Source organism: Methanosphaera sp. DEW79, assembly GCF_003266085.1.
GTDB classification, from domain to species: domain Archaea; phylum Methanobacteriota; class Methanobacteria; order Methanobacteriales; family Methanobacteriaceae; genus Methanosphaera; species Methanosphaera stadtmanae.
Map to the genome: position 1 here is coordinate 1 of NZ_MUZW01000070.1, position 22959 is coordinate 22959.

The 22959-nt window shown below is 27.0% G+C and carries 26 protein-coding genes and 2 tRNA genes; 7 read left to right on the plus strand and 21 right to left on the minus strand.

Annotated features, from left to right (window positions below; translation table 11 throughout):
* Positions 1 to 267, plus strand: a 267-nt coding sequence (locus tag BZ132_RS07355) for a hypothetical protein (RefSeq protein ID WP_286940706.1), incomplete at its 5' end; no start/stop codon positions are given.
* A 486-nt stretch (positions 268 to 753) separates the two neighbouring features.
* On the opposite strand, the gene BZ132_RS07360 is transcribed toward BZ132_RS07355, so the two are convergent.
* The 18 genes from BZ132_RS07360 to hpt form a co-directional block, all read right to left on the minus strand.
* Positions 754 to 828: transfer RNA gene (locus BZ132_RS07360), tRNA-Arg, on the minus strand.
* Positions 829 to 887: 59 nt separating this feature from the next.
* Positions 888 to 962, minus strand: a tRNA-Arg gene (locus tag BZ132_RS07365).
* Positions 963 to 1120: 158 nt separating this feature from the next.
* Complete coding sequence (locus BZ132_RS07370) at positions 1121 to 2278, minus strand: TIGR00375 family protein (protein WP_011407089.1); 1158 nt, start codon at positions 2276 to 2278, stop codon at positions 1121 to 1123.
* Between the two features lie 31 nt (positions 2279 to 2309).
* Positions 2310 to 3089 carry a proteasome assembly chaperone family protein gene (locus BZ132_RS07375; protein ID WP_011407090.1) on the minus strand — a complete coding sequence of 260 codons (780 nt, stop codon included), beginning with the start codon at positions 3087 to 3089 and terminating at the stop codon, positions 2310 to 2312.
* Positions 3090 to 3132: 43 nt separating this feature from the next.
* Positions 3133 to 3300, minus strand: a complete 168-nt coding sequence (locus BZ132_RS07380; RefSeq protein WP_011407091.1) for an RNA-protein complex protein Nop10 — start codon at positions 3298 to 3300, stop codon at positions 3133 to 3135.
* A gap of 123 nt (positions 3301 to 3423) precedes the next feature.
* A complete protein-coding gene (locus BZ132_RS07385; RefSeq protein WP_011407092.1) occupies positions 3424 to 4404 on the minus strand; it encodes an alpha/beta fold hydrolase in 981 nt (326 codons plus the stop codon).
* A 111-nt stretch (positions 4405 to 4515) separates the two neighbouring features.
* Positions 4516 to 5298: a translation initiation factor IF-2 subunit alpha gene (locus tag BZ132_RS07390; protein ID WP_011407093.1), complete on the minus strand. Its 783-nt coding sequence runs from the start codon at positions 5296 to 5298 to the stop codon at positions 4516 to 4518.
* Positions 5299 to 5332: 34 nt separating this feature from the next.
* A complete protein-coding gene (locus tag BZ132_RS07395; RefSeq protein WP_011407094.1) occupies positions 5333 to 5512 on the minus strand; it encodes a 30S ribosomal protein S27e in 180 nt (59 codons plus the stop codon).
* Between the two features lie 105 nt (positions 5513 to 5617).
* On the minus strand, positions 5618 to 5902 hold the full coding sequence (locus tag BZ132_RS07400) for a 50S ribosomal protein L44e (RefSeq protein ID WP_011407095.1): 285 nt from the start codon (positions 5900 to 5902) through the stop codon (positions 5618 to 5620).
* A gap of 430 nt (positions 5903 to 6332) precedes the next feature.
* On the minus strand, positions 6333 to 7301 hold the full coding sequence (locus BZ132_RS07405; protein WP_112149774.1) for a hypothetical protein: 969 nt from the start codon (positions 7299 to 7301) through the stop codon (positions 6333 to 6335).
* A 103-nt stretch (positions 7302 to 7404) separates the two neighbouring features.
* Positions 7405 to 8139 (minus strand): proliferating cell nuclear antigen (pcna), encoded by a 735-nt coding sequence (gene pcn / locus BZ132_RS07410; RefSeq protein ID WP_011407097.1) that lies wholly within the window; start codon positions 8137 to 8139, stop codon positions 7405 to 7407.
* A 188-nt stretch (positions 8140 to 8327) separates the two neighbouring features.
* A complete protein-coding gene (locus BZ132_RS07415; protein WP_146737683.1) occupies positions 8328 to 9107 on the minus strand; it encodes a hypothetical protein in 780 nt (259 codons plus the stop codon).
* Between the two features lie 230 nt (positions 9108 to 9337).
* Complete coding sequence (locus tag BZ132_RS07420) at positions 9338 to 9655, minus strand: transcription factor S (protein WP_011407099.1); 318 nt, start codon at positions 9653 to 9655, stop codon at positions 9338 to 9340.
* Positions 9656 to 9746: 91 nt separating this feature from the next.
* The gene (locus BZ132_RS07425; RefSeq protein WP_112149776.1) at positions 9747 to 10148 is read right to left on the minus strand and encodes an NUDIX hydrolase; all 402 of its coding nucleotides are present in this window, start codon (positions 10146 to 10148) and stop codon (positions 9747 to 9749) included.
* 223 nt (positions 10149 to 10371) lie between these two features.
* A complete protein-coding gene (locus BZ132_RS07430; protein ID WP_011407101.1) occupies positions 10372 to 10638 on the minus strand; it encodes a DNA-directed RNA polymerase subunit L in 267 nt (88 codons plus the stop codon).
* Entirely contained in the window at positions 10625 to 11206 is a 582-nt protein-coding gene (locus BZ132_RS07435) for an exosome complex RNA-binding protein Csl4 (RefSeq protein ID WP_286940707.1), read from the minus strand. The genes BZ132_RS07430 and BZ132_RS07435 overlap by 14 nt, the downstream gene beginning before the upstream one ends.
* Positions 11207 to 11313: 107 nt before the next feature.
* The gene (gene dph2 / locus BZ132_RS07440; protein WP_112149778.1) at positions 11314 to 12327 is read right to left on the minus strand and encodes a diphthamide biosynthesis enzyme Dph2; all 1014 of its coding nucleotides are present in this window, start codon (positions 12325 to 12327) and stop codon (positions 11314 to 11316) included.
* 14 nt (positions 12328 to 12341) lie between these two features.
* Positions 12342 to 12905 (minus strand): hypoxanthine/guanine phosphoribosyltransferase, encoded by a 564-nt coding sequence (hpt, locus tag BZ132_RS07445; protein WP_011407104.1) that lies wholly within the window; start codon positions 12903 to 12905, stop codon positions 12342 to 12344.
* A gap of 248 nt (positions 12906 to 13153) precedes the next feature.
* Between hpt and BZ132_RS07450 the strand changes: the two genes are divergently transcribed.
* Complete coding sequence (locus BZ132_RS07450) at positions 13154 to 14488, plus strand: signal recognition particle protein Srp54 (RefSeq protein WP_011407105.1); 1335 nt, start codon at positions 13154 to 13156, stop codon at positions 14486 to 14488.
* Between the two features lie 14 nt (positions 14489 to 14502).
* Here BZ132_RS07450 and BZ132_RS07455 read toward each other — a convergent pair whose 3' ends face one another.
* Positions 14503 to 17406 carry a glycosyltransferase gene (locus tag BZ132_RS07455; protein WP_181454870.1) on the minus strand — a complete coding sequence of 968 codons (2904 nt, stop codon included), beginning with the start codon at positions 17404 to 17406 and terminating at the stop codon, positions 14503 to 14505.
* 95 nt (positions 17407 to 17501) lie between these two features.
* Here BZ132_RS07455 and BZ132_RS07460 point away from each other — a divergent pair, with 95 nt between their 5' ends.
* The 5 genes from BZ132_RS07460 to BZ132_RS07480 all read left to right on the plus strand — a co-directional run bounded on the left by BZ132_RS07460 (position 17502) and on the right by BZ132_RS07480 (position 21290).
* Positions 17502 to 18725: a tRNA pseudouridine(54/55) synthase Pus10 gene (locus tag BZ132_RS07460; RefSeq protein WP_011407107.1), complete on the plus strand. Its 1224-nt coding sequence runs from the start codon at positions 17502 to 17504 to the stop codon at positions 18723 to 18725.
* 404 nt (positions 18726 to 19129) lie between these two features.
* Positions 19130 to 19420: a 50S ribosomal protein L21e gene (locus BZ132_RS07465; protein ID WP_011407108.1), complete on the plus strand. Its 291-nt coding sequence runs from the start codon at positions 19130 to 19132 to the stop codon at positions 19418 to 19420.
* A gap of 2 nt (positions 19421 to 19422) precedes the next feature.
* Positions 19423 to 19785: an RNA polymerase Rpb4 family protein gene (locus tag BZ132_RS07470; RefSeq protein ID WP_232048249.1), complete on the plus strand. Its 363-nt coding sequence runs from the start codon at positions 19423 to 19425 to the stop codon at positions 19783 to 19785.
* Positions 19786 to 19884: 99 nt separating this feature from the next.
* Positions 19885 to 20700 carry a 16S rRNA (adenine(1518)-N(6)/adenine(1519)-N(6))-dimethyltransferase RsmA gene (rsmA, locus tag BZ132_RS07475; protein WP_112149780.1) on the plus strand — a complete coding sequence of 272 codons (816 nt, stop codon included), beginning with the start codon at positions 19885 to 19887 and terminating at the stop codon, positions 20698 to 20700.
* Positions 20697 to 21290: a HemK2/MTQ2 family protein methyltransferase gene (locus BZ132_RS07480; protein ID WP_011407111.1), complete on the plus strand. Its 594-nt coding sequence runs from the start codon at positions 20697 to 20699 to the stop codon at positions 21288 to 21290. The genes rsmA and BZ132_RS07480 overlap by 4 nt, the downstream gene beginning before the upstream one ends.
* Here BZ132_RS07480 and BZ132_RS07485 read toward each other — a convergent pair.
* Together BZ132_RS07485 and BZ132_RS07490 are read right to left on the minus strand one after the other, a co-directional pair.
* Positions 21285 to 22166 carry a hypothetical protein gene (locus BZ132_RS07485; protein ID WP_048059781.1) on the minus strand — a complete coding sequence of 294 codons (882 nt, stop codon included), beginning with the start codon at positions 22164 to 22166 and terminating at the stop codon, positions 21285 to 21287. The genes BZ132_RS07480 and BZ132_RS07485 overlap by 6 nt on opposite strands.
* Positions 22167 to 22181: 15 nt before the next feature.
* The gene (locus tag BZ132_RS07490; protein ID WP_220084918.1) at positions 22182 to 22904 is read right to left on the minus strand and encodes a hypothetical protein; all 723 of its coding nucleotides are present in this window, start codon (positions 22902 to 22904) and stop codon (positions 22182 to 22184) included.
* Positions 22905 to 22959: the final 55 nt, after the last annotated feature.

The window sequence follows — 22959 nt, forward strand, 5'->3', positions numbered from 1 at the left end:
GTATTAAAAAATATAGATAGTTCTATAACAATAGATGAAAGTAGTGTTAGAACTCAAACTATAAACAATGAAGAATGGTATGTATTTTCAGCTAAAAAAGAAGGTATATCCTTTAACTATTATGTATGTACAACCAAAGACGAAAATGGTAATATCAGAATGTATAATGATTTAGATAATGCTGGACCAAATGAAACACCAACTCCTGGAACTGATCTATCAGATGATCCTAACGGAGATACTGGTGACGACTACAACCAAACATAAAAATAATTCATAGGTAGATGCTTAAATTTCTAAAAGGATTTATTAAGACAATATTATTTATTTTTGAGATTAAGTAAAATCTCAAATTATACTTTTTTTATAATTAATTTTTAATTAATTTACTTTTTAAATACTAATAACCAAAATATAAATAGTAAAGAAATCATATAATAATATAAGCTTAAGTACTAAAATGTACTTTTTAAGGAACGAATTATTAAATAAAAAAAACAGGGGTTAAAACATGGATTTTGTAACAATTGTAAGTTTCATTGTTGTAGGAATGGTTGTTATAACATTAATCGGACAAGCAATGGGTAGTTCAATAGAATAAAAATATAAATACTTTTTTTTTAAAATATTTTTTTAAAGAAGTTTATGCTTGCATTTATTATTCATAGCATAAAAACTTATAAGTTATTAAATTATAACTAACTAAGTTATAAAAATTAGATATCATAACCAAAAAGTAATGAAAAATAAATACGGATTTGGAGGGATTTGAACCCTCGGTCTCCAGATTAGGAGTCTGGTGCCCTATCCAGACTAGGCTACAAACCCATATATAATAAAATCACGAGAAAATCAATTAAAAATAGTTTTTATAGTATAAAAGATAGCGGACCTGGGGGGATTTGAACCCCCGGCCTTTGGATTAGAAGTCCAACGCCCTATCCAGTCTAGGCTACAGGCCCATATATTAATACATATACTACTATTATTAGTTTCTATAGTTTATCCTTTTTATACTTTACTATTTTAAAATAAAAATAAAAACAAAATATAAAACAAAACTGTATTCTATTCAATTTATTTTAAAAAAAAAGATAAAAAAATAATATGAATTAATTAATTAATTATAATTAACCTCACCATACTGTCCTCCACGACCAGGAATTACATCTAGAGTGTTATCTCTATATGATTTAATAACATTAGCTAACAACATATCGACAGTGGCTATTTTTTCTATAGGAGTATTAAGTAAAACATCAATCTCATTTCCAAATAAATCTAACAATCTATCATATCTTGTTTGAACATACTTCGTAGTAACACCCTTATCATGCACAGTACTTAATAACTCAGCAAGAGGTAATAAATACTGATAATGTGGACGATGACTTGGATGATGAGGTTTATCAAACGATGCTAACTCTTGTATTCTACCTTTTACTCCCTTCTTTATTCTTCCACCACAGGAACATTTCATATCACATTCAACTGCATCATGGATATTATATATTCTATGACAGTCAATACATCCAGTTTCATGATATTTACCCATACGAGGATCAAAACCATAATTCTCAATTATATCATTATTTTTTATTGAAAAACATAACGACTTAAATGATAAATCCTTAAGTTCCATTCTATTAAATTCCCTACCTATTCTATGAGGCCATGGTGAATGTGAATCAGAATTTGTTAAAAATGTATAATCTGCTAATTCCTTTATTGTATCAGCCAAATCAGAATCACTAGATAAACCTAATTCTACAAAGTCAGGTTGTTGACCATAACAATCAGTAACTGAATCATAGGATTTATATAAACCAGTCCATGGTGTAAAAATATGAGCAGGACCAATAATACAATTATAATCTCTGGCAATATCCATAATTTCTGCACCATTCATACGAATTCTTGGTCTTCCATCAGCATCCATATTCTTAACAGTAAATTCATCCCTCATATTCCATGCTACTTCAATAGATGGAATTATAATTAAATGATGTATCCTCTGATTATCTTCTACTTCAGTAGTAGTTATAAATTTAGTATTGTTAGTTTCAATAGTATCATTTGTTTTGTAAATTCCAGTATTATCAATTTCCACTAATGAATCTTCTAATTCATTCAACCATCCAGAATGGAATGCATCACCTGTAGCCACAAGATCTAAACCCTTTTTAACAGATTCAAGAGCCATTGTTTCTGGATCCATATTTTTAGAAGTTGCCATTGAATATTTACTATGAACATGTAAATCTGCATTAATTATCATAAATATCATCAAAAAATAGTTAAAAGAGAATTTAACCAATATAACGTAGATCTTCACCAGGTTGATTTACACCATGTTCCACCATATTTTGGTTAAATTTTGGATTAAGAGCTAATCTTTCATTTGTAACTTTTATTTGCTCATCTAATTCTTCAAAGTCTAATTCAAATCCAAATAATTTAAATAATACAAACAATACTTCCTTTGCTGAGCTAGGATCTACATAAAATCCAGGTGTTTCTCCCATTAGACATGCAGCATCAATACCTTTTTGTTGTGCATAATATAATAATAATCCAGAAGCTCCAACTATTGCTCCACCTTCATCTTTTCTAACTTCAGTATTGTCGATTTCAAGTATTTCATCGATTAAATCCTTATTATTTCCAGCAACAAATACTTTACTTCTTTCACTTAATTCACCAGTACCTAATCCACCAATTGTAAAGATTTTTTCTGAACCAAGATCTTCAAAATAATTCATTAATACTTTAGAAATCATTATTTGTCCTTCAAAATCAGATCCTTGAGTATTTCCCGTTAATAATACTATATCCTGATTATTTTCTCCAAAATCTTTAATATAAAAGAATTCCATTTTCATATGTTCAATAAGTCCATCCTCTTTCATTGTAACTTGTGGAGGGAAATAATCTGATTGAAGTTCTGCAAATTTTTCACCATTTAAATGTTTAACTATTTGGTCTACAACGATTTTTCCTACAAAACCAATTCCTGGTAATCCTTCAATAACTATTGGATTATTTAAGTTTACTTCCCCTATTTCTGTTATTTTTGTCTCATTTTCCATGTTATTCCCCATTTATTTATTTTAATAGATGATATGATGAAAATTATTTTTCCATTTGTTGTCTTTTTAAAATACGTCTATATTTACCATATTTATCTTGTGGTGAATATCTTGCAGGAAATATTACTCCAGTTTTAACATTACATTCTGGACATGATTCCTCTAATGTATATTCTCCACATTCTTTGCATTTTCTCATCTGAAATTTCATATTATTATATCTTTGTTTATGAATACTTATAAATTATATAATTAATTATCAAGAGATATAATTTCTAAATTTTTACACTTGAAATACACGTCTAAAAAAGTAAATATATGAAAAATATTTTCTTTATTTAAATGATGCAAGAAAATCTTCAAGTTCATCATGAATCTTATCAAGTTGTGATGAACCTACATGTCCAAGATATGAATTAAAACAAACTAAAGTAGAATCTTTAATTAAAGTATGCATTGGAATAGCATCTAATTCTGGTGGAAAATATTGATCCTCATATATTCCAATAATTAAAGTTTTAGCAGTGATATTTGAAATAATATCTGTTAAATCATAATTCATAGATGCATTGTTTCTATAATAAGCATCAAGAACATCTTCTTGTGAATCTTCCATTGCAAATTCATCCATATACTTATCAATATCAGATGTGGACTGATCCATATAGAATTGACGAGATAATCCAAAGGAATACATTGCCTTGCTAGATAATTCAAGAGCTCTTTTAAGATCTCCTGTTACTTTTTTATTGTTGAAATCCTTATCAGATGTTATAATATCGTTCATAACCTTGCTTAAAACGTAATTTTGGCCACCAACTTTATAACTACTTACTAAAGATATTAAAAAAGAAATATCATCAGGATATACTGCAGCCCATGTTACTGCTTCAAATCCCCCCATTGAATTACCTATAAGTCCTAATGGTGAAACAATATTTAAACATTCATCTAAAAACTTTTTATTAAAATTAACCATGTCTAATATAGTGTATTCAGGATAATCTGAATTTAATTTAGAAGTACTTGGACTACTACTACCTGGTGTTCCAAGTGTTGATAAAGATACAAAGAAAAACTTATTTGTATCAAAGGGTAAATTTTCACCCAATGCCACACCTATTCTTTTTATTGATCCATAATTTCCACTTGTACCATGGAAATATATTATAGCATTTGTTATATGTCCTTCATCATCATACTGTGGTGTACCCATAGTCATGTATTCAACAGTCTGATTTTCAAGTACTTTACCATTATTAAATTTAAATTCCTTTAAAGTATAATATTCAGGCGATATTGATTCTATATTCATAATAATCTCCTCATTTAATAAAAAAGATATTTTTCATAAAAAAAATAAATTTATTTTTAATTTACAAAATTTAATAAAAAAAAATAGTATAAAAAAGAATTAATCAAAGAATTAATCTTCTAATTCACGATGGAAAGAACCTTCCCCATCATTTTCTTCAACAATTCCAATACATTTATTAGCTGCTTCACTTAATATTTTTTCAGCTGTAGGGTAATCCTCAGTTGTTACCATGATTCTGTATGTAGGTGATCCAACACATTGAACTTCAACATTATCTGATTCAATAGATTGAAGAGCTTCAATAATTATTTCAACACCATTTGATTTATATGAGGTAAGATCCACATACCCTGTTATTTGTACTTCAGGTGTTGATATATTTTTCTTAGCAACTTCTGTAATTATTTTAGCCCATTCTGGACTAACATCCACATCTAAAAGTACGTTTTCCCCATCATCTGATGCTAATTCGAATCCTTCGTATAAATCTCCAAATTCTTCCATTATTAAATATCCTACTTCATCATAAGCTTCATCTAAAGTTTTATTAATTGATTTAGCAGATATTTCTAATAATTTTTCAGCTTTTTGTTCTATTTTCCATTGTTGCATTCTACGTGTTCTTTGATCTTCACGTATACGTTTAAGAGATGCATCTACATGACCTTTTTTAGGATTAACTCTTAATACACGAGCTACAATTTTTTGATTTTCTCTAACATAATCTCGTATATTTTTAACCCAACCCGAAGATACTTCAGAAATATGAATAAAAGCTTCTTTACCTTCATATTCTTCTAGTTTTGCAAATGCACCATATCCTAATACTTTATGTACGGTTCCAACAATTAGATCACCTTCTTCAGGCCATTCTTTGCTCATTCTAACCATATAATCACCTGGATAAGTAATCTATTTTTAATATTTAGTGATCTAGAACTTCTACAATTTGTGCACAAATTTTAGAACGGCCACCTTTTGGTTCAACTAATGTTTTACCACAGATAACACATTTTACTGTTGATGCTGCATGATCAAATATTATTTGGTGGTTTTCACAGTCACCACATTTAACTTTTAAAAAATTACTTTGTTGTTTAGGCATAAATAGTTCCTCCTTAAGTTAGTAATTCATCATTTTTTTAATAGAAAAATTTAAAAAAAGAGATAGAAAAATAAAATTCTATTACTTTATAACTTCTAAATAAACCTATTGTGAAATCCATTCAACTTTTCCAACACGGATGTTTGTTGAACTTTTAATGTGAGCTTTTCCACATTCTTTACATTTGTATCTTAAATCTAATTTTTTAATAGGTTTACTTCCTGATGGTAAAGGCCTTGGGTATCCTCTGTAACCAGCAGTTACACGCCTAAATTGACGTTGTCCCCATTTTAATTCGCTAGCTTTTCTTTTTTTTGCTGTGTGTACTTCATGTACTGTGTGTTTTTTACATTTTGGACAGTAAGTCCTTCTTTCTCGTGGTATTTTCATCCTTTTCGCCTCGTTTTCTTTTATAAAAAATAAATTATCCTTTGATTGAAATAATTTTTATTTAAAATGTTAAAGTAATGACAACAAGTCTTACTTCAAGATATCTTAATTTAGATATATAAATAACTCTTAATTACCTTCAGAGTAAAAATTCATTGAAAATTTCAATATAATACAATTAAAAATATTGTATTTTTCTTAGAAATATACATAATACTCCTTTAAACTATTAAAATTGATAATAGTTTTAAATCCATGTATATTATGTCTTATAATTAAATCCTAATCGTTCTTATAAATCTTAGAACAATCAATAATTTATCTATATATTATTATGATAAACATCTATATTTATAATTATGTATAGTATATATTCTAAAAAAATGTTATTATAATCTCTTAAAAAAAAATAGTTTCATGTAATTAATATTTATTTTATTATGTTAATTACATTTCTATGATTTAATATTTTTACAATAGATTTAGGTAGTAATACCATGTCTTTATTTTCAAAAGGACCATATGTTTTCTCATTCTCATCTAATATATCAGTACATATATCTTCTTTAAATTCCACTAACTCTTCACTATTATATATTACAGTATCATCTACTTCATCATTTAGTATTTCATCAGGTACTACTAGATCTTCTTCTGTTTGATTAGATTTATCATCAATATTAGGTTTAGATTGATTATTTTGTAACACCACAGTATCTTCTACTGGTGGCTTTGGTGGTGTAAATGGTGTTGTTATATCGGTTTTCTTTTGTTTTACTTCTTTTATGGGATTGTTATTTTCATCAAACAATAGTTCATCTGGTGCTTTTCCATACATCATGGCTATTTGACTTTCATCAAGTTTAGGTGCTGGTGGTTGTTTTTCAACTTCCATGATATGTTCATGATGTATTGGTCTATCTACCTTTGTAAATTCTTCTTTAATCTCTTTAGAAACTTCATTTGGCTTAAAACCGATCTTCGTTTCACTATTTCTATGTGGAATAATTTCTTCCATTAAGTTTTCACGATGAGATATAATTGTATTTACAACATCTTTATATAATTTCTCTTCTTCTGGTGTTACATTATATGGAATAACTTCATATAATTCAGAGTTTTTATTATGTCCTTTAAATATATCATGTGCCTTTTGAACATTAGATATTGCTGATGAAATTATTTTTGCTTCCCTTCTTTCACAGATTTCAATGGTTATTCTTTGAGCATCTCTTAATTGGTATGCTTCTAAGGATAGGGGATTATCATCAACTACTTTTAATAGACTTTGAAGATAATTAGATGCATCATCATAAAAAGAATCATCAATTTCAGATAATGGTCCATCAGTTCTTTCTTTCTTTTGTATATCTCTTAACTTTCGAAAAAAATCATTCAATTATATTATCCCCTTTTTTTAGTATTTTTTATATAATTCAACTACTATTTTTTCCTAATTTAAATTCTTTATTAAAAAAAATAAAGAGAGCATCACGTTATTATTAATCTTCTTCTTCAAGTCTAGGTGCTAATAGGAATGAAAGTAATCCTTCCTCATTTAGAAGTTCTAAATATAATGTTAAAGGCATGTCTGTACCTATTGAGAGATATGTGTTGTCTGAAAATTTTTCTGCTTTTAACATTTCCTTAATATTACTTATAGCATAAACAGCTCTTGCTTTTTCATTTATTTTTTCACCATGAAGATATTCTATTTTTGCATCAGCAAAGTCTCCAACAGCCTCTAGAGTTAATTTATCTTCATCTACTTCAAATGATACTCTATCAGATACTATTTCAATATCTTGTATTGCTTCTTTAAGTATTGAAACTGGAATAGGTATTTTTATGTCATATGGAATATCTGGTTGGGAGGGAGTATCATATTCTAAATCTATAAGTTTTACTTTGAATGTCTTTTTAACTGCTCCTTCAAATGTTAAAATAAGATTACCAACATCTACTGTTAATTCCATTACATCATCATTTTTTGATCTTTTAAGTACTTTCATTAATTCTTCAGTATCTAAATTTAATTTAATTGGTTTATCACATTCATAAATATCAAATAAACTTTCCTTTAATTCCAGGTGTACATATGTAATATGGCTTCTGTCAATTGCATTTAATCTAAGTCCATCAGAATCAACTTCTATTTGTACTTCATCAACTATTGATGAAATTGCATCAAAACTTGTTTTAAAAATACTTGGATCACTTAATACTAGTTTAAACACTATAAAATACTCTCCTTTATAAATTCAATTTTTTTATATTATATATAAGATTTGAATTTAGATAATAATAAATTTATCATTTAATAATGAATTATTATAAAAATAGTACTGCAATACTTAAAAATAGAATGAATCATATAAACAACTACTTTAATTAAAAAAAGATTTTTCATGAATCGATACCTAACTTATTTTTCCTTTTTTTCATGTTTTGGTTTAGGCATTTCATCATTTGAATCAAAATTAGCAATTTCATTAAGTCCAAGGAATGATATTATTTTATTGTAGAATGCTAATACCATAATAAGTATTCCAAGTAATATAAGTCCCATTGCAAAGGATTCATGTTCTCCATTTATTACATGATCTGATACTGTAATAACTTCAGTAAATGATTGTATTACTCCTATCAAAAATATAATTACACCCAATACACATATTGCAGTTTGAAGTAGTGAATTTTTGTTAAATTTAAAATTACCAGATACTGATACTTTTTTCTTAATTCTATCTGTGTTAAATTGATTTAATAATGGAACTCCATTTTCATCAACTTTAACATCATCAATTATTTTAGTAGATTTATTTTTAGATAAAGATTTATTTGAATCGAATTTTTCATCTTCATTTTTATCTTTAACTTCAGATTTAACTTCTTTTACATCTTCAGATTTAGTATTATCTTTAACTTTAGGTTCTACTATTTCTGTACTTTCTTCATTATCATTATTAATATCAACTTTATCAATGACTTCCATTAGTTTAGATGCTTTATATGATGAATTTTCTTTAACAATAGCCCCTGATTTACTATCATATTCTGGAATAAATTCAGCACCTTGTTGATCTATTACATCTAAAGGATCTTTTTCTGTTTCAATAGTAGGTTCATCAATTTTATTTAATTCATCCAAGGGATCAATTTCAGCATGATTATCCTCATTTGAGTTTTTATCTTTATTTGACACTGTCATCACAAATTAAATAATTAGGATATATTTCCTTATTTTATTAAAAGTTAATAATATAATTCCCAGTTCATGTAACAAAAACAATATAACAACATGAACATATGTTTTAATTCTTAATTATTAATTTAAATCTTAATATAATAAATAACTTACTATTAAGTAAAATAATACAAAAATAAAATATAGTAATATTTTTCTTTAAAAAAAGATAATATTAAAGATTATACTTAATCATATTCTCTCCAAGTATAATCACATTCAGTACATCTGAAAAATCTTGTTTCTGATTCATCAGCACTTCTTGTTTGTTGTAACCACCAAAATGCTAATTTATTACCACATTTTGGACAAATAACCTTTATTGTAGGTAATGTTTTTACATTTCCATCTGTAACAATCACTGTATCTTCTTTATCAACCTTTTCAGCAACTTCGTATTGTTTTTTTGATTCTTCAGTTACTCCTTTTTCATATCCACATGCATCACATGTAAATTTACCATCTTTTGGAAATAATACTTTTCCACATTCAGGACAAAATTCCATTTGTAATCTAAATCTCCTTATTTTTTTATGATTTATTAAGTTATATTTTATCTATTACAATTAATATTAAATTATGTATAATTACTTTTATTTATAAACTAGCATCATTAATTATAATTTCATGATCAAATGCTAAATCTACATCTTTTAAATCATCAATTTCAATAAATATTGCATCTTTTGCATCAGAATCAGAATGAAGTTTTCCTCCAATTATATGTGCAATATATGCTACTGTAACAGTATGTCCTCTCGGGTCACGATTTGGATCTGAATAGACCCCTACTAGTTTATCTAATGCTATATCCAATCCAGTTTCTTCTTTTGCTTCTCTCACTGCAGCATCTTCAACCTTCTCCCCATATTCCACAAATCCTCCAGGTAGAGCCCAGTGATTTTTAAATGGATTGTTTAATCTTTTTATGAGAACAATTTTATTATTATCTATAATTAAAGTATCTACTGTTAATGCAGGATTTCTATATTTTGACATGAAAAAATATATATTTAAAATAATTAATGTAGATTTCGAATATTAAATTTCATAAAAAAAAGAAGAACGTTATTAATTTATAAAATATCATTAATAATATTAAAGATATGATGATAACATCGATTAAAATATTCACAAAATCAATTATTTGATAATTAAAAATTTAATAGAAAATAAGTTAAAAATTTCAAAAATCCAAATAAAAAAAATAAAAAAGAATTAATTATTCTTCAAATCCCTTAATTAATGCATCTTTAAATGATAAAGCTTCTTCTTTAACTTCTTTTGCAGCGTTAGTCATTGATTTTCTTGGATTTGAACTACGAATTTCAAATTCTGGTTGTCCAATAAGAGGATGTGTAATATCATATGCAGCAGCATCAACCTCATCATAATCCATGAGTCTTTTTCTTAAAATATTACATATTGTATGACTTTCTCCAGTAATTTCCAATACTAATTTTTCAGGTTGTTCTTCAATAACTTTCATCTATATATTCTCCATATTTACTTGATAATTTACGTGAATCAATAGTTCCACATTCACATTCTAACACATGTTTTTTATTTAACTTCATGTATTTACGGCAATTAACACACATTGCCTTTATAACACCTAGATTATCCTGTAAAGTTGATAATTCAATATACTCTGGACCTAAAATAGAGTTTACCTCTGCTTCAACAATATCCCCTATCTTAAATAAATCATATACTGTTGAATTATACTCATCAGATACCTTTGATATATGAATATAACCCTTATAAGCTGCAACCAATTCACGATTAGAACCCACAATCTTCTTAATTGTAATTAGTACTTTATGTGCTTTAACATCAGTCACATACCCAATAACAGTATCTCCTACTTTTATCTGCTTTGGAGCATTTCTAGAAATTACAGATATTGTTTTTTCAACATCATCAACAGATACTCTACCATAAATACTTGATTTAACATATCCCTCATCAATATATGTCCAATCAGAGGGAGTATATTCCTCATAAGTACATAGAATTTCTCCAGGTAATACTATTTCATTTTCTTCATGATTCATTTAAATTACTACCTATAATAACATGAACTAATGTTTTATCAATAGAATTCAATAAATTTATATTATATTAATATCTTTTTTTAATTAATAATAAAATTATCCATAACTCATGTTTGTTCATCATGGATTATAATCTCATCCATTTGATAATCATCCCAATCCCTAATACCTAACACAATTTCCAATTCACCTGGTGTTAAAACAGGCTTCTTATACATTGCACTATCATCAATAGCAATTCTTGGACATGCAGTCATTACAAATGCATCCAAATCAAATGGTAATAACCTATCTGGAGAAATATAATCCATATTTAGTAATTTAGCCTTGAATCCATGCTTTTTAATTAAATTTTGTAATGATATGGCTAAATCAAAACGTAATTGACCTTTTTTTGAAGAAATTATAATTCCATATGATTTTGCCTCTTTAGCTTTAGTTATTCTTGCAAATCTTACACGAAGAATCTTATCATAAAATGCTTCAATATCCCTTGACTTACCAGTAAATGGATCAGCCAATAGAACAGGTTTTTTTGTAAATAATTTAACTCCAAGAGCATGAAAATCTCCACTTCCCACATAGATTATAACATCAACATCTAAATTCTTTATAGACGTAAAATTACAACCTAACACCTGTGCTTGAGAGGTTCCCATACCATTATCAAGTTTTACAATATAACCTTCATCTTCTATCAATGAAATCATTTCATCTAATTTATGAATATGTTGTGTTGTTGTTACAAGACCAATTGTTTTAACATCATCATCTAAACTAGATAATGCATCTTTAATTGGAACTTCAACATCAGCACTAGAATATGCTTCTATAAACAAAGTAGGACATTCTGTTTTAATAGGCAATGGAGTATGTGCAAAATGCACAACTAAATCAATATGATGATTTACTTTATTATCTGCTAAATCACATGCCCCAAAACATGGATCTGCATCTATTATAATGTTAACATCATCTACAACTTCACTAATTCTATCTGCAACATCCATTGCATCAACTTTAAGTCCTTCTGGAAATTGTAAAATAACATTAGAAGCACCTATTTCTTCGATTTTATCTCGAATAACATCTATTTTATAGTCATAATCTATTGTTGCCATTATCATACACCAAATTAATCTTCAACAATTGTAACTTTTCCATCAACCATTTTAATTCTAACTAGTGTATCTATAGTATATCCTGTTTCTTTTTCTACAATTTCCCTACCTTGATCTTTTTCTATTGGTAAAATAATATTAACCAGATTTGCTCCAATTCTATCAAATGCTTTTATTACACTAAGAAGAGTTCCACCAGTACTTACAACATCATCTATAAGTAATATATTATCATTTTCATAAATTCCATTGATATATAATTCATTTTCACTATAACCTGTTTGTTGATGTACTTGACATTCACCTTCAAGACCATATGATCTTTTACGTACAACAACAAAAGGTATACCTGTTTTAATAGATAAAGCTGTAGCCAATGGAATTCCCATTGATTCTATACCTACAATTTTATCAATTAATTCAAGATTATAATTATCAATAATATAGTCAATAATATCATTTAATAAATCTGGTTCTACAAGAGGTACACCATCACTTATAGGATGTACAAAGTAGTAATAATCACCTTTTTTAACAACAGGACATTCTAATAACGATTTTTTTAACTCATCTAACATGCAAAAACCCCATATCAATTAATAAAAAGTATAATTCCCATTAAGTATTCAATGTTTATAATGAATCCAATTAAGATAACTTTTCTATTAAATATATATAAGTTGTTCTAAATTATTATTTTTTAAGGAAGATATTCCATATTAGAAAAATAGGAAAATATTTAGATAATTTTATTAAATTCATAATATCAATATAAAAGTAGATAAAAATAGTATTTAATTATAATCTATTACCAAGGAGGTCAAAAATGCTAGAAGGATTAAGTGAGAGTCTAACACAAACAATGAAAAAATTAGCGGGAATGTCTATAATCGATAAAAAAACATTGAAAGATGTTACAAAGGATATACAAAGAGCACTCATACAATCAGATGTAAATGTTAAAGTAGTATTTGGTCTTACAAAAAAAATAGAAAAACGAGCACTTGAAGAAGAATTACCAAAAGGACTAAGTCCTAAAGAACATGTAATGCGTATTGTATACCAAGAGCTAGTAAATTTAATTGGTGAAAAACCTGAAGAACTAAAAATTAACAGGAAACCATACAAAATAATGATGTTAGGTCTACAAGGTAGTGGTAAAACAACTACAACAGCAAAATTAGTGAAACATCTGAAGAAAAAAGGACATACATCAGCAATAGTATGTACAGATACTTGGAGACCTGCAGCATATGAACAGTTAAGACAACTAACAGAACCATTAGATGTACCAGTATTTGGAGATCCTGAAAATAAGGATGCAATTGATCTTGCCAAGAAAGGACTTGAAAAATGTGGTTCTAAATACGATGTAATATTAGTTGATACAGCAGGAAGACATAAAGAAGAAAAAGACCTACTTGACGAAATGGCTGAATTAAGCCAAATAGTTCAACCTGATGAAGTAATACTTGTTATAGATGGAACAATAGGACAACAAGCACGTAGCCAAGCAGAAACATTCAAGAAAACAACAGATATTGGTTCAATTATAGTAAGTAAACTTGATGGATCTGCAAAAGGTGGAGGTGCATTATCTGCTGTAGCTGAAATAAGAGCACCAATAAAATTTATAGGTACAGGAGAACGTGTGGATGACTTTGAAGCATTTGATCCTGAAAGATTTATTTCACGATTACTTGGAATGGGCGACCTTGACACATTAATAGAAAAAGCTGCAGAAGTAACTTCAGAGAAATCTGATAAAGAAATGATAGATTCCATCATAAGTGGTAAATTTACATTAAAAGATATGGAAAATCAGTTAGAAATGATGAATAAAATGGGACCTATCCAACAAATAATGAAATTAATACCAGGTCTTGGTAATCAACTACCAGCCAATGCATCAAAAGTAACAGAAGAGAAACTAGGAATGTATAAAATACTAATGAATTCAATGACAACATATGAATTGGAAAATCCTGAAGTAATTAAAAAATCAAGAATAAATCGTATAAGTAGAGGAGCAGGACTTACAAATGATGATGTTAAAGACCTACTTAAATACTATAATGTAACTAAGAAAGCCTTAAAAGGTATGGGTAAACGTAACATGAGTGGACCTATGGGTAAACTTATGCGACATATGCAAAGATAACCCCCATTCACCTTTTATTTACCACACTTTTTTTCATAATCATCAATAATTTTATCAACACGTTTCTTAAATGTATGCTCTTTTACAAGACTTGGATTAATAGGACCTATCTTTAAAGCTTCTTCTATCTTATTATTAATGTCTTTTTCACCATCATACAATACAACAGCATTTTCTGGGAAAATATCCCTAATACCATATATATTATCTGACAAAACAACAGTTCCACAAGCTACAGCATCAAATATTCTGTTGGATATAAATCCCTTTTCACGCATATCCTTCCAATGATCATTTAATACAACTTTTGTAGATGAATATGCTTTATATAACTGTTTATTTGGAATATGTTCCGCTATAATGTATTTATCATCAACAATTCCATTCCAACCATCACCATACACATTCAGGTCATATTCTGTTGGTAATAAATCATGAAGTACTTTTCTATATACATTTCTTGAATTACCTACAAACAATAATTGAGTATCATATTCTGGTGTATATTGTCTATGAAATAGTGTTGTGTCAGTACATTGTAATAATTCTTCAACATCTGTTTTAAGAACATTCTTAAGTGCATTTGTCCAGTATTTTGATGCAACATAAACCTGATTATATGAATCATACTCACCAACACTTACCAAATCAGGATGAGATATGTTCCACATGATATTATAATGTATTATTTTAGGAACATATTCATATAATCCCCTAAGTAGAATTACAACATCATACAATCCATCACTAACTGAATCCCAGTTAATTTTTTTCTGTAATTTACAATAATATCCTTTTTTATTAAATTCATGTTGTAAGTGGATGGCAAAATGGTAATCACCCCATATTCTTTTATCATATTCCTCAGTTACTGGTATTTTTATTAGAATCTTTGTGGATTTAACATAATCTAAAAGAATTTCAACAAGTTTATTAGCACGTATATCATATGTATGATGTTTTAATACCATTGATTGAAGTTGTTCTACTTTTGCTTTTCTTCTATCTGGATTTGATATATAAAAGTCCAATAATTCCTCAAGTGATTCCTTTGAATCATATATTGGCAATTTATCTCCAAAAAATTCCCGTATACCCTCTTTTCCATTACTTATTACAAGTACACCTACAGCTAAAGCATCAAATACTCTTGTATTAATAGATGATGATGTGTCTGTAAAGTCTGTTGCATCATCAAGTACTATTTTTGTAGATGCATATACCTTTGGCATGTTCATATAGGATATTCTCTTCTTATAGAATGATTTAAGTTTGGTTTTATCCCACCAGTTACCATATAAATTAAAGTCATATGGAATATCCTCTGGAACAAGAGAATTTACTAGATCTCTTTCTCTATCATCCCAATAATTACCAGCAAAACAATAATCACATTCATATTTTTTTACACTTTCCACTTTTGAATTATACATAGATGTGTCTGTTGCCTTTGGAAATAGTATTGGTTTATATCCAGTATTTTTTTCAATATATTTAATTCCTTCAGTATTTGAGACAAGAACAATATCATATGATTCAAAATAGGATTTATTAACCCACCATTCAAACCAATTAATTACCCATGCAATTTTTATTAGAAGAGAATTTTTTGTCTTAATTTTATCAATATCATACCTATTTAAGAATGATATTAAAACATCAATATCTTCATTTATATTATAAATATCATCAATTTTTTCAGATAGAAATTCAGTTTCATATCCCATATTATTAAGACTTCTAGCCAAACCCATACCAATAAAATAATCAGCTATATTTGCATGTTTACCCTTTTCTGATACTACAAATGCAATTTTTAATGGTTTATCCGTGAATATATTATTTTTATTGATTTTATCTATGAATAATTCTTTTTTTAGAAAGGTATTCCATTTTTTTACGAAAAATGTTCTATTTTTTTCCTCTCTTTTATCTAATAAATCCTGTATAGGTGATTTTTCAGATTCATCCACAGAATAGAACAGTATTGAATCTGTATTACAGTAATTTACATAGCCCTTCTCATATAATTTTAGACATAAATCCTCTATTTCAAAACCATTATCATATTCTAAACTAAAACCACCTACTTCATTAAATTTAGATTTCTCAACAAGTAACATATGTGATAATGCCGGTACTGGTTTAGTACTTGTTTTACTAGGAACATATGGTTTTTTATCATTAATATCATAAGGCACTATTTGAGTATTAATTTCCTTAAAACTCGTACCATCGTTTTTAATATATAGTTGATTGTTTGATACTTCCTTAGAATATACTATTCTTGAACCTACAGCCCCTACATCATCATGAGAGGTTGCTGTATCTAATAGATGATTAAGCCATCCATCCACCACATTTACTGAACTATTTAAAAATAGAACATAATCTCCAAATACATATTTCATAATTTGTGAATAAATGTTTGAAAAGTTCTGATTTTTTTGATTATATATTTTTAATGGTATATTTCTAGATATTGACTTTAAAGATTCCATTAAAGTGCTTTCTATTCCATTATTAATGAGAATCAATTCATAATTGGGATAGTCTGTATGTTTTATAATTGAGTTAAATAATTGTTTTAAATGGGAAGTATTATTATTGAAAATAAAAATAGATATTTTTGGAGCATTATCATCATATTTTTTGTATGGTTTTACTTCTATATCCTTTATTACTTTATTAGGTTCATGAATGTGAGTAAATTCCCTAATTTTCTTAAATAATTTATCTAATGATTTAATATGAGTTATTTTTTGAGCATTTATTACCTGATTTTTATTCTGTGTATGCTGATTTGATAAGGAATTTTTATATAGATAGCATTTGCTAAAGAATCTACTCTCATGTAGAAGTTCCTTAATATTCCCTGTTAAATCACTGATTTTATTCTCTTTAAATAACATCTGCATAACCATTAACTTTTTAATAATAATTTATTTAATTAGATATATAAGAATTTAATAATAATATAGTATAATATAACATAGAATTATAGGAGTATTAAATGACAGAAAAAGAATATAATACAAGACAAACACAAAACTATGCTTTATGTCCTAAATGTCTATCTAGAATATATAGAAATCCAAAAGATAGAGACAATTCAATAATACCATTGATTAATAATACTCAAAAATGTAGTATTTGTAACAATCTACTTTTAAATGAAGATAAAATATTTAAACTTATTCTAAAAAAAATAAAGATGTTAAAAATTGAATTTGACACTTTTTTAATAGCAACACAAATAAATAATCAGACAATTACTAAAAATCAAAAAGAAATTTACAAAATAACAAATTATCATGGAAATAATGACATAAAGCACCAAATAAGACGGGATATAAGTCGTTTAATTGAAGAAAAATTAGGTAAAACCTATGATTATAAAAATCCTGAAGTTGTGATAATGGTAAAAATAAGAAAAAAACCATATAAACACAATCCATACCCAGAAATAAGTAATGTTAATATTTTTATTGATTCTAACCCAATATTTATTGAAGGTAAATATCGTAAGTTAGTACGTGGAATTCCACAAACAAAATGGCCATGTACACATTGTAAAGGAAAAGGATGTGAAGCTTGTGATTATACAGGACAACAATATAAAGATACTGTTGAAGACCTAATATCAAGAGAGATACTTCCAATGACAAATGGAAACACGACAAAATTCCATGGATCTGGAAGAGAAGATATTGATGTTAGAATGTTAGGTGAAGGTAGACCTTTTGTAATTGAAGTAAAACATCCCTTTAAAAGAAAAATCGATTTAAAATTTCTTAGAGTTCTTGTAAATAGTCATAGTGATGGAAAAATAGAAATAAATGACTTAAAATACGTTACTAAAGAAAGAAAAGCAAGTATAAAAAATAGTTCTGTTGAAAGTTACAAAATATACTCTGCAATAGCTGAATTTGAAAATGGAGTTACAAGTAAGGATATCTATAACATTGAAAAATTAAAAACCATAGATCAAAGAACTCCAATACGCGTAGAACATAGACGTGCTGATTTAATAAGAACAAGAGAAATTAAAAATATTGAAGTTGAACGGATAAATAGTAAAAAATTACATCTTATAATTAAATGTCAAGGTGGATTATATATCAAAGAACTTATATCTGGAGATAATAATCGTACAAAACCAAGTGTATCAAGTATAACCAATAATCAAGCAGAATGTACACAATTAGATGTTTTAAAAGTACACATCCCAGAATAATAAAGATATAATTCAATTTCTATATAAACAATAGTTATACTTATAAACTATAAAATAAATAAATATTACACAATATTAAAACATAGAATATTATTCTAATTTATATTAATGAAATTCTATAAAAAAACCTATAATCTTATAGAATCATTGCTAAGAAAAAATATTTTAAGAATTATATAAAAGAACTATGTTTATAATGTAAAAAATAATTTCTTTCTAGCTCTGAAGAAATCATAGATAATAACTCATTAACGGATAATTAGAATTTAAGTATTTACTTAACATAATTAGTTATACTAATATAGCTAAAGTCAAACCTAAGACTTATAATTAAACCTATAAAAGTGATTAAATTTAAATCACAAAAAATAAATTAAATTCTAAACATAATTGAGATGATATAGATGAGAAAATCAAAAGGATTTAAAAGTCGATCAAGATATAAACTTAAAAGAAGCATCAGACCTAAACGAGCTAATCCAATATCCAGAAAAATACAAGTATTTGAAGTAGGAAACAAAGTACATATAATAGTAGATTCAAGTATCCACAGAGGACAACCACATCCAAGATTCCATGGAAAAACTGGAGAAGTAGTTGGACAAAAAGGAAAAGCTTATCTTGTTGCTATTAAAGATGGAAACAAAGCAAAAGAATTAATTATAAGACCAGAACATCTTAAATTACAAGAGTGATTATGATGATTGGAAAAAAAGTCATTGATACAAAACCTATTACAATATCTGAAGCAAAAGAAATTCTAATGAAAAAAGTAGAAGAAAAAGTGGATGAAAATAACGAAATCGATGGCCACCAATTTACATATGAACAGAATCTCACTATTGACTATGTCAATAAATTTGCACTATTAGATGCTGATGATGCTAAAGAATTAAGAACTAAATTAGAAGAGTATCTTACACCTGTGCAAGCTGTAAAAGTAGTGGACTTAATGCCTGAAGATCTTGATGATCTTAGATTAATCTTTGCAAAAGAAAGAGGAACTTTCGAAACAGATGCATTAAAAAACATTTTAGATTTATTGGATCAATATCGATAAACCTTCCCCTACTTTATTCTTTCAATAACCACCAAACAAATAAACTTATTTTAATTAATTACTAGTTAATCTAAAAACCATTAATAGGACAATAAAACTATGTCAAATACAAAAGAGATACTAGAAAAATATAATATTAAACTAGATACAAATAAGAGTCAAAACTATCTAATTGATGATAATAAACTTAACATAATTCTAGAAAATGCAGATATTCAAGATAATGAAACAATTCTTGAAATTGGTGCTGGAATTGGAACACTAACACTTCCTATGGCTAAAAAAGCTAAAAAAGTAATAGCCATAGAAAAGGATCCTGTTATAGTTGACATACTAAAACAACAAATCATAAAAGAAAAACTAACAAACATAGAAATAATCAAAGATGATGCTCTAAAAGTAGACTTTCCAAAGTTTGACAAAGTAGTTTCAAATCTACCATACCAGATATCTTCACCAGTGACATTCAAATTACTAGAATATCCCTTTAAAAAAGCTATTTTAATGTATCAACTAGAATTTGCAAAAAGAATGCAGGCAAAACCAGATACGCATGAATATTCTAGATTATCAGTTGCCCTATCCTATAGAGCAGATACAAAAATTATAGATACTTTACCTCCTGAAGCATTCATACCAAAACCTAAAATTAAAAGTGCAGTAATAGAATTAATACCTAAAAATAACAAACCAATTGATAAACTATTAGATAATACAATACGAGCCTTATTCCAACATAGAAATAAAAAAGCAAAAAAAGCATTAATTCAATCAGCACATGAATTAGGTGTTGATAAAAAGGTATTAAAACAAAAATTAAGTAATGTTACTAATGACTTATTTGAAGAAAAAGTATTTAAACTAACTCCAACTCAAATAAAAGAAATATCATTAATATTAGAGGGAAATCTATGAAATATGAAAATATTAAGTATAATGAATGTGATGAAGTATATCCTCCAGCAGAGGACACTTTTTTATTAATTGATAATCTTATTGTTAAAAATAACGATTCTGTTCTAGAAGTAGGTTGTGGATGTGGAATTGTTAGTATTGCTGCATCATTAAATGCAGAAAAAGTAACATCTATTGATATTAATCCACATGCTATTAAATGTACAAAAGAAAATATTAAATTAAACAATAGAAAGAACATTGAAGTAATAGAAAGCAATTTATTTGAAAAAATAGATGATAAATACGATTTAATACTATTTAACACACCATATCTTCCAGTGACAGAAGAAGAACATGATGTTGATGATGATTATAGTAAAGCATGGGATGGTGGTGTAGATGGAAGAAAAGTTATTGATGCTTTTTTAGAAGAAGCACCAAAATATTTAAAGGAAGATGGAACAATTCAATTAGTACAATCATCCCTTAGTGATAATGAAAAAACATTAAATTATCTAAATAACAATGGATTTAATGCTAAAATCACAGAAAAATATCATCAATTTTTTGAAGATATTACATTAATCAGTGCTAAAAGAATTCTATAAATCAAGAACTCTACCATTATTTAGTGATAAATTAGAATCTTCCACTTCTTCTTTATTTTTAAGAGAATTTATATATGTTTTAATTCTGTCTATTACTTCAAGTATTTCATCCATTTTAGAGTATGTTCTTTGAAGTTTTTCTTCAATATCCCCACATACATCATCATACTGTTTTAAATAGTATAATTTTTCTGTAGTAAACTCATTTAATAAAATTTCCTTAGTTGATGTTAATTCTTTTTCTGTATCAAGAACATTATTCAAAAATGTATCTTGTAATTGTGGATTACAATCTAATTCATGTTTACTTTCCTCAAAATCATCAATATCCTCTTCAAGTAAACCATTATAGAAGTTATCTATAATTTCATGATATTCCCTTACTTCAAATTCAGCATTGGTATTTTTATAATCATCAGACTTTACTAATGATTCATATTGAGTTGTAATAACCATCTGTTCTCTAGCCATGAGTAATGCATCGTTTAATTTTGTCTCCATATCACCAAAAATATCATCCATTGATTTTAAAGCTTGTACTTGAATAGGATCATTTACAATATCGTATAATGAATCTGTGAAATTAACTAAAGCTTTTTTTTGAGTACTAATATCATTTAATATCTTTTGTTTTTCCGATTTTGATAGCATGAAAATTCTAGAGGGATGATTTAAGTAAAATTCTATTTCTTCCTTTGTAGTTTGAGCATCCTCCATTGTTGTGTTAATTGAATCATTCATAGCATATAGTGATTCATAGAGATTTTTTATATAAATCTTGTTGTTTATAACAACAAGTTCATTATTACAGTTTGAACAAATACCACCTTCATCCATATTTAGATTATTTCCACAGAAAGGACAATTATAAAACAATAATATCACCACGTACTAATTTAATCTACCAATAATTATTTCTCGTATCATTTCACCATTAAATAGAACATTATGTTGTCTACCTTCAATATTTATTGTAATAGAATTATTATCTACGCCAATAAAGTATTCAGGTTTTTGTTTATTTGATCTTTGAATTTTAATTCCATCAAGATAATCTTCAATTGAAACTATCTTATTTATATCTATATTAGTTGTTCTATTAGAACCTAAAAACATGATTCTTTTATTTGTAATTAAGAGTTTTCCATTATCAATATTTCTTATCTCATCATGTGATTCACTTCTACCTCTTGTACCACCAGTATGGAGAGTAATTCCCTTTGCAATTCTAATTGATGTTCCACCATATCCTCCCCTACTAACCCTTACAGCACGAGGCTCTTGCAAAGTTATATTTTCCAATTCAAGTATTGGATGTTCATTTTTCTTTAATAATAAGTCTACTGAATTAATTTGTGGTAACATGGGATTATCAGTACTTAAAGTATCCATAAATACTTGAATATCACTATCACGTATTCTTGCTAATTCTTCTCTTTGTGCTTGTTCTATTTCTCCATTTGACAGTCCACCTTCTGTAATCCTATCCCACTCTTCCATTGTTAACGGTTGATTATAATAATTCCATAAAGGAGTATTGGTAATAGCTGTGTTAATAAATTTATATAGATTATTTTCTTGTTTAAATGATGTTTTACAAGTATTACACATCAATATTATAGAATCTGAGAATAATCCATCTTTTTCATAAATATTAAGCCTATTATGA

Excerpts from the sequence above, each read along its gene's own strand:
- BZ132_RS07370 (WP_011407089.1), bottom strand. The coding sequence starts at position 2,278 with ATGATAATTAATGCAGATTTACATGTTCATAGTAAATATTCAATGGCA.
- BZ132_RS07375 (WP_011407090.1), bottom strand. The coding sequence starts at position 3,089 with ATGGAAAATGAGACAAAAATAACAGAAATAGGGGAAGTAAACTTAAAT.
- BZ132_RS07380 (WP_011407091.1), bottom strand. The coding sequence starts at position 3,300 with ATGAAATTTCAGATGAGAAAATGCAAAGAATGTGGAGAATATACATTA.
- BZ132_RS07385 (WP_011407092.1), bottom strand. The coding sequence starts at position 4,404 with ATGAATATAGAATCAATATCGCCTGAATATTATACTTTAAAGGAATTT.
- BZ132_RS07390 (WP_011407093.1), bottom strand. The coding sequence starts at position 5,298 with ATGGTTAGAATGAGCAAAGAATGGCCTGAAGAAGGTGATCTAATTGTT.
- BZ132_RS07395 (WP_011407094.1), bottom strand. The coding sequence starts at position 5,512 with ATGCCTAAACAACAAAGTAATTTTTTAAAAGTTAAATGTGGTGACTGT.
- BZ132_RS07400 (WP_011407095.1), bottom strand. The coding sequence starts at position 5,902 with ATGAAAATACCACGAGAAAGAAGGACTTACTGTCCAAAATGTAAAAAA.
- BZ132_RS07420 (WP_011407099.1), bottom strand. The coding sequence starts at position 9,655 with ATGGAATTTTGTCCTGAATGTGGAAAAGTATTATTTCCAAAAGATGGT.
- BZ132_RS07425 (WP_112149776.1), bottom strand. The coding sequence starts at position 10,148 with ATGTCAAAATATAGAAATCCTGCATTAACAGTAGATACTTTAATTATA.
- BZ132_RS07430 (WP_011407101.1), bottom strand. The coding sequence starts at position 10,638 with ATGAAAGTTATTGAAGAACAACCTGAAAAATTAGTATTGGAAATTACT.
- BZ132_RS07435 (WP_286940707.1), bottom strand. The coding sequence starts at position 11,206 with ATGAATCATGAAGAAAATGAAATAGTATTACCTGGAGAAATTCTATGT.
- dph2 (WP_112149778.1), bottom strand. The coding sequence starts at position 12,327 with ATGGCAACAATAGATTATGACTATAAAATAGATGTTATTCGAGATAAA.
- hpt (WP_011407104.1), bottom strand. The coding sequence starts at position 12,905 with ATGTTAGATGAGTTAAAAAAATCGTTATTAGAATGTCCTGTTGTTAAA.
- BZ132_RS07450 (WP_011407105.1), top strand. The coding sequence starts at position 13,154 with ATGCTAGAAGGATTAAGTGAGAGTCTAACACAAACAATGAAAAAATTA.
- BZ132_RS07455 (WP_181454870.1), bottom strand. The coding sequence starts at position 17,406 with ATGCAGATGTTATTTAAAGAGAATAAAATCAGTGATTTAACAGGGAAT.
- BZ132_RS07460 (WP_011407107.1), top strand. The coding sequence starts at position 17,502 with ATGACAGAAAAAGAATATAATACAAGACAAACACAAAACTATGCTTTA.
- BZ132_RS07465 (WP_011407108.1), top strand. The coding sequence starts at position 19,130 with ATGAGAAAATCAAAAGGATTTAAAAGTCGATCAAGATATAAACTTAAA.
- BZ132_RS07470 (WP_232048249.1), top strand. The coding sequence starts at position 19,423 with ATGATGATTGGAAAAAAAGTCATTGATACAAAACCTATTACAATATCT.
- rsmA (WP_112149780.1), top strand. The coding sequence starts at position 19,885 with ATGTCAAATACAAAAGAGATACTAGAAAAATATAATATTAAACTAGAT.
- BZ132_RS07480 (WP_011407111.1), top strand. The coding sequence starts at position 20,697 with ATGAAATATGAAAATATTAAGTATAATGAATGTGATGAAGTATATCCT.